The sequence below is a fragment of the Neobacillus drentensis genome, assembly GCF_036965425.1.
Lineage (GTDB): Bacteria > Bacillota > Bacilli > Bacillales > Cytobacillaceae > Neobacillus > Neobacillus drentensis_F.
Map to the genome: position 1 here is coordinate 21,194 of NZ_JBALPP010000117.1, position 9,035 is coordinate 30,228.

9 protein-coding genes and 1 other annotated feature are annotated in these 9,035 nt (G+C 37.5%); of the genes, 6 read left to right on the forward strand and 3 right to left on the reverse strand.

Annotated elements, in window-relative coordinates; genetic code table 11:
* Positions 1–32 precede the first annotated feature (32 nt).
* Complete coding sequence (locus V7161_RS24740) at positions 33–779, forward strand: YjbA family protein (protein WP_335715472.1); 747 nt, start codon at positions 33–35, stop codon at positions 777–779.
* Between the two features lie 56 nt (positions 780–835).
* Here the strand turns inward: V7161_RS24740 and trpS are convergent, their stop codons facing one another.
* Together trpS and V7161_RS24750 are read right to left on the reverse strand one after the other, a co-directional pair.
* Positions 836–1,825 (reverse strand): tryptophan--tRNA ligase, encoded by a 990-nt coding sequence (gene trpS, locus V7161_RS24745; protein WP_335715473.1) that lies wholly within the window; start codon positions 1,823–1,825, stop codon positions 836–838.
* Between the two features lie 49 nt (positions 1,826–1,874).
* Positions 1,875–2,131, reverse strand: a binding site (T-box leader).
* Positions 2,132–2,177: 46 nt separating this feature from the next.
* Entirely contained in the window at positions 2,178–2,543 is a 366-nt protein-coding gene (locus tag V7161_RS24750; protein ID WP_335715474.1) for a DUF3899 domain-containing protein, read from the reverse strand.
* A gap of 221 nt (positions 2,544–2,764) precedes the next feature.
* Here V7161_RS24750 and V7161_RS24755 point away from each other — a divergent pair, with 221 nt between their 5' ends.
* From V7161_RS24755 to V7161_RS24775, 5 genes are all read left to right on the forward strand, one after another.
* The gene (locus tag V7161_RS24755; protein ID WP_335715475.1) at positions 2,765–4,459 is read left to right on the forward strand and encodes a peptide ABC transporter substrate-binding protein; all 1,695 of its coding nucleotides are present in this window, start codon (positions 2,765–2,767) and stop codon (positions 4,457–4,459) included.
* Between the two features lie 113 nt (positions 4,460–4,572).
* Positions 4,573–5,505 (forward strand): oligopeptide ABC transporter permease, encoded by a 933-nt coding sequence (gene opp3b / locus V7161_RS24760; protein ID WP_335715476.1) that lies wholly within the window; start codon positions 4,573–4,575, stop codon positions 5,503–5,505.
* Positions 5,502–6,530 (forward strand): oligopeptide ABC transporter permease, encoded by a 1,029-nt coding sequence (gene opp3C, locus V7161_RS24765; protein WP_335715477.1) that lies wholly within the window; start codon positions 5,502–5,504, stop codon positions 6,528–6,530. Before opp3b ends, opp3C begins: the two co-directional genes overlap by 4 nt.
* Before the next feature lie 17 nt (positions 6,531–6,547).
* Positions 6,548–7,627, forward strand: a complete 1,080-nt coding sequence (locus V7161_RS24770) for an ABC transporter ATP-binding protein (RefSeq protein ID WP_335715481.1) — start codon at positions 6,548–6,550, stop codon at positions 7,625–7,627.
* Entirely contained in the window at positions 7,628–8,569 is a 942-nt protein-coding gene (locus V7161_RS24775) for an ABC transporter ATP-binding protein (protein WP_335715478.1), read from the forward strand.
* A gap of 43 nt (positions 8,570–8,612) precedes the next feature.
* On the opposite strand, the gene V7161_RS24780 is transcribed toward V7161_RS24775, so the two are convergent.
* Entirely contained in the window at positions 8,613–8,801 is a 189-nt protein-coding gene (locus tag V7161_RS24780; protein ID WP_335715479.1) for a hypothetical protein, read from the reverse strand.
* Positions 8,802–9,035 lie beyond the last annotated feature (234 nt).

Sequence of the window (9,035 nt, forward strand, 5' to 3'; positions counted from 1 at the left end):
ACAAACAGTTTCTTGAAGTGAGGGGTTGTATAATGTTATATCTCCATGATGTTTGGGTAAATTGGTTTGAAGGTGAAGAAAACGGTTATAATGTTTGTCACTTTCATGAATGGCGTAAAGATGACGGGGTGGAACTGCTAGACCAGGTTCCGCTGTTAAGGGTCGAGCCGATTCTCTTTAACTATATTGAAAATGATTTGTCTGAGTTACCTCAACAACTTCTAGATGATATTTATCAAAAAGCATACTTAAGGAAAAATCATGAAAGAGTCCAACTGGATTATTGCTTCGTTGTAACCGATGGGACGGGGATATTGGCAGTAGATACAATTGGCTATAATATCCCAATCAGGAAAAGCAGGCTTATCCCAAGACAGGAACAGCTTGTATATGAAATGATTGGGACACATGATGCCCAAAAATATCATTTTTATCAACAGCCAAAAACAAAGGATTTTCATATTCTTTCTCCTGAACCAGAACTGATGACTGGGTTAACTCGTAAAGAACGACAACTTAAACAGCTATTGTTTATGGCCCTTGATCAGATGCTCTCTTCAAATAATGAAGCTGAGATTCGCTATTGGTTTACAGAGTGGTGCCCTGAACAGTATTCCACCATCCAAGAGTTAAATTTTGAAGAAGCTTGGGAACAGTTATTTGAAGAAGCAAAGTACGGATGGTCTAAAAAACACGAGACATTCTGTGAAAATTTAATTAAAGGACAGCCATTTTTTGAAAAACTATGGGAAATGGAGCATGGTCCAAAAGTAAACTAAAAGCCTGACCCAAAAGGTATGCATCACATATCTTTTGCGGATCAGGCTTTTGTTTTTTATTTCCTCTTTCTTCCAATACCCATTGCTCGTTCCATTTTCTTAAGCGTTTTGGAAGCCACTGCGTTTGCTTTTTCAGCACCGCGGTCTAAAATTTCATCAAGTTCACTTGATTCTAACAAATTGTAGTATTTTTCTTGAATCGGTTTAAAGAAATTAACGACTACTTCAGCCAATTCGCCTTTAAAATCTCCATATCCTTTACCATGGTACATTGCCTCTAGCTCTGGAATAGATTTTCCTCCCAAGATAGAGTAAATAGATAAAAGATTAGAAATGCCAGGTTTAGTTTCTCGATCGAATTTAACGATTCCTTCCGAATCGGTAACCGCACTTTTAATTTTTTTCTCCATTTGTTTTGGATCATCTAAAAGTGTGATGGAAGCTTTTTGATTTGGATCAGATTTACTCATTTTTTTCGTTGGTTCTTGAAGTGACATGATTCGTGCACCAACCTTTGGAATACTGATTTCGGGAATAGTAAGAATGTCATTGTACTTCTTATTAAATCTCTCTGCTAAATCCCGTGTTAATTCCAAATGCTGTTTTTGATCTTCACCAACTGGAACAAGGTCTGTGTTATACAATAGAATATCAGCTGCCATTAGTGGCGGGTAGGTTAACAAACTGGCGGAAACAGCTTCTTTCCCAGCAGATTTATCTTTAAATTGTGTCATTCTTTCCAATTCTCCGATATACGCGACACATTGCATCAACCAACCTGCCTGGGCATGCGCGGGAACTTCAGATTGAATAAACAAAGTGGCTTTGTCAGGATCAATCCCAACAGCCAAATATAATGCTGCTAAGCTTCGGATATTTTTACGCAGTATAGCCGGATCCTGGGGAACAGTGATAGCATGCTGGTCAACAATGCAAAAAAAGCAATTGTAATCATTTTGCAATTCCACGAATTGCTTCAAAGCCCCAATATAGTTCCCAAGTGTAATCGTTCCACTCGGCTGAATACCTGAAAAAATTGTCTTCATTTAATTTCCTCCTAAAAATATAAATAAAAAACCATTCATCCCCTAAAACAATAGGGACGAATGGTTTCGCGGTACCACCCTAAATTACTCAAAATGAGTCACTCAGATCCAAAATCAACAAATGAATTGATTAGGATTCCTTTTTAACGTAAGGAAAACGTCTAGTCCTACTAAAGTTTCCAATAATGGAAAGGTTCAGAAAGAAGCTCCAAAGTCCATTCAGTAATTCATTCGTGTTTGTTTCCACCAGCCACAAACTCTCTGTAACGAAAAATAATACTTACTACTCTTTATCATCGCTTTTTTAACAGTATGCATTTACAAACATTATAAATGAATTGCATATTTATTTTCAAGTCAGCAAAAAATAATAGGCGAAGAGGGCAAGAAGCATTAAAAAACCGTTCACAAGACCAATAAAAAGCAGCGGTTTTTGGTTAACTGTTACAAGTTCTGATAATCCCGGGATTTCACTAAACTTTTTATTCTTATGCCCCCTTGAAAAGGCAAGTGTAAAAGACCTTGAAATGACATCATAAAAACCGCTATGAATTGTATATAGAAGCAATGCGGTTAAAAGAAAAGCAGCACTGATGTAAAAAGATATATTGATATAGCTTAATAAAGAAATATCATGATTGAAGATAAGGGACAAGGAAAAAATAGCAAGTTGTGTAAACGCTACCATAATTAATTGATTTCTGAGTCTCAATTTCACTAGCGAACCTCCAAAACATTGATTTATAAAGGAAAATATAGATATATTATACCCGAAAATAGCTACAAGAATAAATTATACCATAGGAATTTGTAATGTTAACGTAAAGAATGTATCTAATCTGTAAATTAATTTTCAAAAAGTAATGTACAATTGGTTGAAAATATGTATAATAGAGAATGTAGTAATTTTTCAGAATAATAGAAAAGGGAGGTCTACTAGTGAAGAAATCAAAACTTTCACTACTATTAGTACTATCACTAGTTCTTAGTATGTTCCTCGCTGCTTGCTCTGGCGGTAAGGATACAAGCAAGGATACTGACAAGGACAAGGGCACTGACAAAGGTGCTGCAACTGAGCAATTAGCAGACTCTCAAGAACTTAATGTTTTAGAATCTGCTGAAATTCCATCATTGGATAGCGTTATGAACCAAGACGTACTTGGTGGTACAATTTTGGGAGCTATTAACGAAGGTTTATACCGTTTAGATCCAGATCAAAAAGTTATTCCTGGTGTTGCTGACGGCATGCCAACTTATAATGATGACAAAACTGTATTAACAATTAAATTGAAAAAAGAAGCTAAATGGTCAAACGGAGACCCTGTAACTGCAGATGACTTCGTGTTTGCATGGCAGCGTGCAATCGATCCTAAAACTGCTTCTCCATATGGTCCATACTTCATGATGGGCAAAATCAAAAACGCAACTGAAATCACTGAAGGTAAAGCTAAGCTTGAAGACCTTGGTATTAAAGCGATTGACCCTAATACTTTAGAAATCACTTTAACAGGTCCAATTCCTTACATTGAGTCTTACCTTACTTTCTCTTTGTTCTACCCGCAAAACAAAAAGTTCGTTACTGAAAAAGGCGCAGACTTTGCAAAAGATGCTGCTAACCTAGTTTACAACGGACCATTCAAAATGACTAAGTGGGATGGCCCTACAGCAACTGAATGGACAGTTGAAAAGAACGATACTTATTGGAATGCAAAAGATGTTACTTTAACAAAGATTAACTTTAACGTATCAAAAGATGGTCAGGCTTCTGCAAACGCATTCACTGCTGGCGAAACTGATATCACTCCTAAGCTTTCACAAGCTGCAATTCTTTCACAATTTGAAGGAACAAAAGACTTACTACGTTACCAAGAGCCATCTATCTGGTGGTTAAAAATGAATGAAAAGATTCCTGCGTTGAAAAACAAAAACATCCGTAAAGCGATCGCTTTGTCTGTTGACAAAAAAGCTTTAGTAGATGATGTATTAGCAAACGGTTCAATCGCGGCTGATTTCTTAGTTCCAAAAGGATTTGCATTCTTAGACAACAAAGATTTCCGTGATACTGCTGGAACATACTTAAAGACAAATAAAGAAGAAGCTAAAAAACTTTGGGAACAAGGTTTAAAAGAACTTGGCCTTAAAGAAGTTTCTCTAGTTTATGTTGGTCAAGATACAGAAGCTGCTAAAACTACTGATGCTTTCATTAAAGACCAATTAGAAAAGAATCTTCCTGGATTAAAGCTTACTATTGAAAGCGTACCTTTCAAAATCCGTATTGCTCGTGAAGACAAAGAAGATTACGGTTTATTAATGGGTGGTTGGGGTCCTGACTACGCTGACCCAATGACTTACATGGATCTTTGGGTAACAGGCGGAGGCCAAAACCACATGGACTACGGCAACACAGAATTTGATAAATTAATCGATTCTGCTAATAAAGAATTAGCTCTTAAGCCACAAGACCGCTGGAAAGCTCTTCAAGATGCTGAAAAAATCTTGTTAGAAGATGATGCTGCAATTGCACCATTATACCAACGTTCATCTAACTTATTAGTTAATCAAAAGGTTAAAGGTTTTGCTCACCATGCATTTGGTGCAGAATATAGTTACCAGTGGATTAAAATCCTTAAATAGTAGCTATATTTAATCAAATAGAAAGAGAGTATATTGGAAAAATATACTCTCTTTTTACCTGTGTCAGAATTGTCGAAAAACGTCGAATATTTCACTAATTAGGAGGTGTAGGCATGGCGAAATATTTATTGCAACGTGTTCTCTATATGTTAATTACACTTTTCATTGTTACATCCGTTACCTTTTTCCTCATGAAGCTAATTCCTGGAAGTCCCTTTAATAACTTTGAAAAGCTCACGGAGGTCCAGCGAAATATTTTACTTGATAAGTACAATTTAAATGACCCTGTGCCTGTTCAATATGCACACTATATGGAGAATATGGTGAAGGGGGATTTGGGGATCTCCTTCCAATTTGATAATACCCCTGTTACAACACTTCTCTCAAACCGAATTGGTCCTTCTGCAACACTTGGTTTTGAGGCCATGCTTTTTGGCTCAATTCTTGGTATTTTTCTTGGTGTTATTGCCGCGTTAAAGCAAAACACATGGATAGATTATGGATCAACATTTTTGGCCGTTGTAGGTAAGTCTGTACCTTCATTCATTTTTGCTGGATTGCTGCAGTATTACGTAGCCGTTAAATTAGGATGGCTGCCGGTAATGTTCTGGAGGGGCCCGGAATACACGATCCTTCCTACGATTGCTTTAGCGATGTTTCCGATTTCTATCGCAGCTCGATTCATGCGAACGGAAATGATTGAGGTATTAGGGTCAGATTATATTACCCTTGCCAAGGCAAAAGGTGCCAGCTTCTGGCAAATTAGTATTAAGCACGCCTTGAGAAATGCTTTAATTCCAGTAGTTACGGTACTTGGTCCTTTGGCAGTCAGTTTGATGACTGGATCCTTAGTTATTGAGAGAATTTTTTCAATTCCCGGACTTGGGGAGCAGTTTGTTAAATCCATCAGTGTAAACGACTATCCTGTTATCATGGGAACAAACATTTTATTTGCTGTATTGTTCGTCGTAATTATATTAGTTGTTGATATTCTTTATGGAATCATCGACCCACGTATCCGTATTTCGGGGGGGAAAGCTAAATGATCAACAAAGAAACTTTAATTTCAAAAGATATGTTTGCACCCGCCCATGTTGATCCGTCTAAAAGTGAAAAAATTGCAAAGCCAAGCCTAAACTTTTGGCAGGATTCATGGCTTCGGGTTCGAAAAAACAAGGGGGCCGTTTTTAGCCTTGTTGTGCTTGTCATTTTACTTGTTATGGCATTTGTTGGTCCTATGATTACACCATATTCCTATGACACGCAAACTACAAAACATAATAACCTTCCTCCACGGATTCAAGGGCTTGAGAATGTCCATTGGCTTCCTTTTGATGGAACCTTAACAAGAAGAGATGGTTCGGAATATAACGCCTATGAAGTACGTAAAGTAGATGCCTATTATTGGTTTGGGACTGATAATTTGGGACGTGACCTTTTTGCCCGAGTTTGGAAGGGTACACAGGTGTCATTATTAATTGCCTTTATGGCGGCAATAATCGACATGCTTATAGGGGTTTCCTACGGTGCTATATCGGGCTATATCGGTGGAAAATTGGATAGTTTTATGCAACGGGTCATCGAGGTAATCGTAGGTATTCCAAACTTAATCGTTGTAGTTTTAATGATTCTTGTCCTAAAACCAGGGATCATCCCAATTATTATCGCCTTGACTATTACGGGATGGACTAGTATGGCTCGTGTTGTCCGTGCGCAAGTATTAAAATTTAAAGGTCAGGAATTTGTTTTAGCAGCTAAAACATTAGGGGCTTCAAATGGCTCTATCATATTCAAACATATGATTCCGAATATGTTTGGCGTAATTATTATTAATACAATGTTTTCAATCCCGAATGCTATTTTCTTCGAGGCATTCCTAAGCTTTATTGGTTTGGGACTTCAAGAGCCTAATGCTTCATTGGGAACATTAGTAAATGATGGATTTAAAGCAATGATTGCGTTTCCATATCAAATGATTATTCCGTCCGTTATGATTGCATTAATAATGGTATGCTTTAACCTAGTAGCAGATGGTTTACGTGATGCACTAGATCCAAAAATGCGTGATTAGAAGGCAGGTGAATGGTAGTGGAGAAAGTTTTACAAGTAAAAGACTTAAATATATCGTTCCATACTTTTTCTGGTGAAGTAAAAGCGATTCGTGGAGTTAACTTTGAACTATTTAAAGGGGAAACGTTGGCCATTGTGGGTGAATCAGGTTCTGGTAAATCCGTTACAACGAAATCTATTATGCGTTTACTTCCTGAGCATAATTCAGAAATTAAAAGTGGCCAAATCCTTTTCGACGGAAAGGATTTAACCAAATTAAAAGATAAAGAAATGCAAAAAATCCGCGGTAAAGATATCTCGATGATATTCCAGGATCCAATGACATCATTGAATCCAACGATGAAAATCGCTAACCAAATTATGGAACCGCTAATTAAGCATCAAAACATGAGTAAACATGCTGCGAAGGAAAGAGCAGTAGAGTTATTAAAACTTGTTGGGATTCCAAAGCCTGAGATTCGTGTCAATCAATATCCTCACCAATTCTCTGGTGGGATGAGACAAAGGGTAGTTATCGCTATTGCATTGGCATGTAATCCGAAAGTTCTTATTGCCGATGAACCGACAACAGCATTGGATGTAACCATTCAAGCACAAATTCTTGAACTAATGAAGGATTTGCAGAAAAAAATTGATACATCGATTATTTTCATCACACATGATCTGGGTGTTGTTGCAAATGTAGCCGATCGGGTGGCTGTTATGTATGGTGGGAAAATCGTTGAAATTGGGACTGCTGATGAGATTTTCTACAATCCTCAGCATCCATATACTTGGGGATTGATCAGTTCTATGCCTGACATGGAAACAGATGATGAGGAGCTTTTCTCTATTCCAGGTACTCCTCCTGATCTGTTAGATCCGCCAAAGGGTGATGCATTTGCGCCACGTAATCCTTACGTAATGAAGATTGACTTAGAGCAGGAGCCTCCGTTCTTCAAAGTTTCCGATACACACTATGCTGCAACCTGGTTACTTCATCCGGATGCACCAAAGGTTGAGCCGCCTGATGCTGTTAAAAGACGTCAAAATCAGTATGTTGGCACAGGCGTAGGTGTAGGGGCAGGAACATTCCCTGGAAATAAGGAGGGAAAATAAATGGCTGAACGGAAAAAATTATTAGAGATAAAAGGTTTAAAGCAATATTTCAATGAAGGTAAAGTTAATGAAGTAAAAGCAGTAGATAATGTATCCTTTGATATTTTTAAAGGCGAAGTTATGGGACTGGTTGGGGAATCTGGGTGCGGAAAGTCAACAACTGGTCGTACAATTATCCGTTTGTATGATGCCACTGGTGGAGAAGTTTTGTATGACGGCGTAGATGTCCATGGCAGAAAATCTAAAAAGCAATTAAAAGAGTTTAATCGTAAAATGCAAATGATTTTCCAAGATCCATATGCATCTTTAAACCCAAGATTAAAAATTGCCGATGTTATTGCAGAGGGCATCGATATTCATGGATTGGCAAAATCTAAAGAAGACCGAATGAATCAGGTCTATGAACTCCTAGAAACAGTTGGATTAAATAGAGAGCACGCAAACCGTTATCCGCATGAATTTTCTGGTGGTCAGCGTCAGCGCATTGGGATTGCTCGTGCACTTGCTGTTCAACCTGAGTTTATTATTGCAGATGAGCCTATTTCAGCATTAGACGTTTCTATTCAGGCTCAAGTTGTTAATCTCATGAAAAAGCTGCAAAAAGATAAAGAATTAACATACCTTTTCATTGCACATGACCTCTCCATGGTAAAATACATTAGTGATCGAATCGGTGTTATGTATTTTGGTAAAATGGTTGAGCTTGCACCTGCGGATGAACTATACAGAAACCCACTTCATCCGTACACACAATCACTATTATCTGCAATTCCAGCACCGGATCCAATCAGTGAACGGACTCGAAAACGTAGATCTTATGATCCTGCAAGTCATAATTACCAGGATAATGAACCGGTCGAATTTAGAGAAGTTACCCCTGGTCACTTCGTTCTTTGTTCTGAAAGAGAATTTAAACAATATCAAGCACAGAGTAAACATTAAAAAAAACGATCTCGACTTTGAGATCGTTTTTTCTTATGCAGCCTTACGCTTTTCTGTTTCCACCAACATTTTTCCAACCAGTTTGATATTTAGCACCCTGATCTGTAAATTCAGTGCGACGTTTTCCTCCGAAGACCTTTTCTCCAAAACTGTTTGTTATGACACCCATAAGGGCTGTAATCCCAATAATTAATAAAGCAACAATTGTTAAATCAGTTATGTAAGCACCCATAGAAACACCCTCCAATTTTTGCAATACAAAACCTTAATCCCTCCATTTCTATTTTAAAAGAAGTTACAACTTAAGGGAAGAGGAAAATAAACAGACACACTCCGAAGTTTACAGCTGAAATGTATGCGTTTTCATTTCGGTTTTATAATTGAGAATGAGCTTTTCGCATTTTCTTTTCAACTAATGGATTAATATGGATTTTTTATAATTTTCTATTAAGCCCACATATAAGAG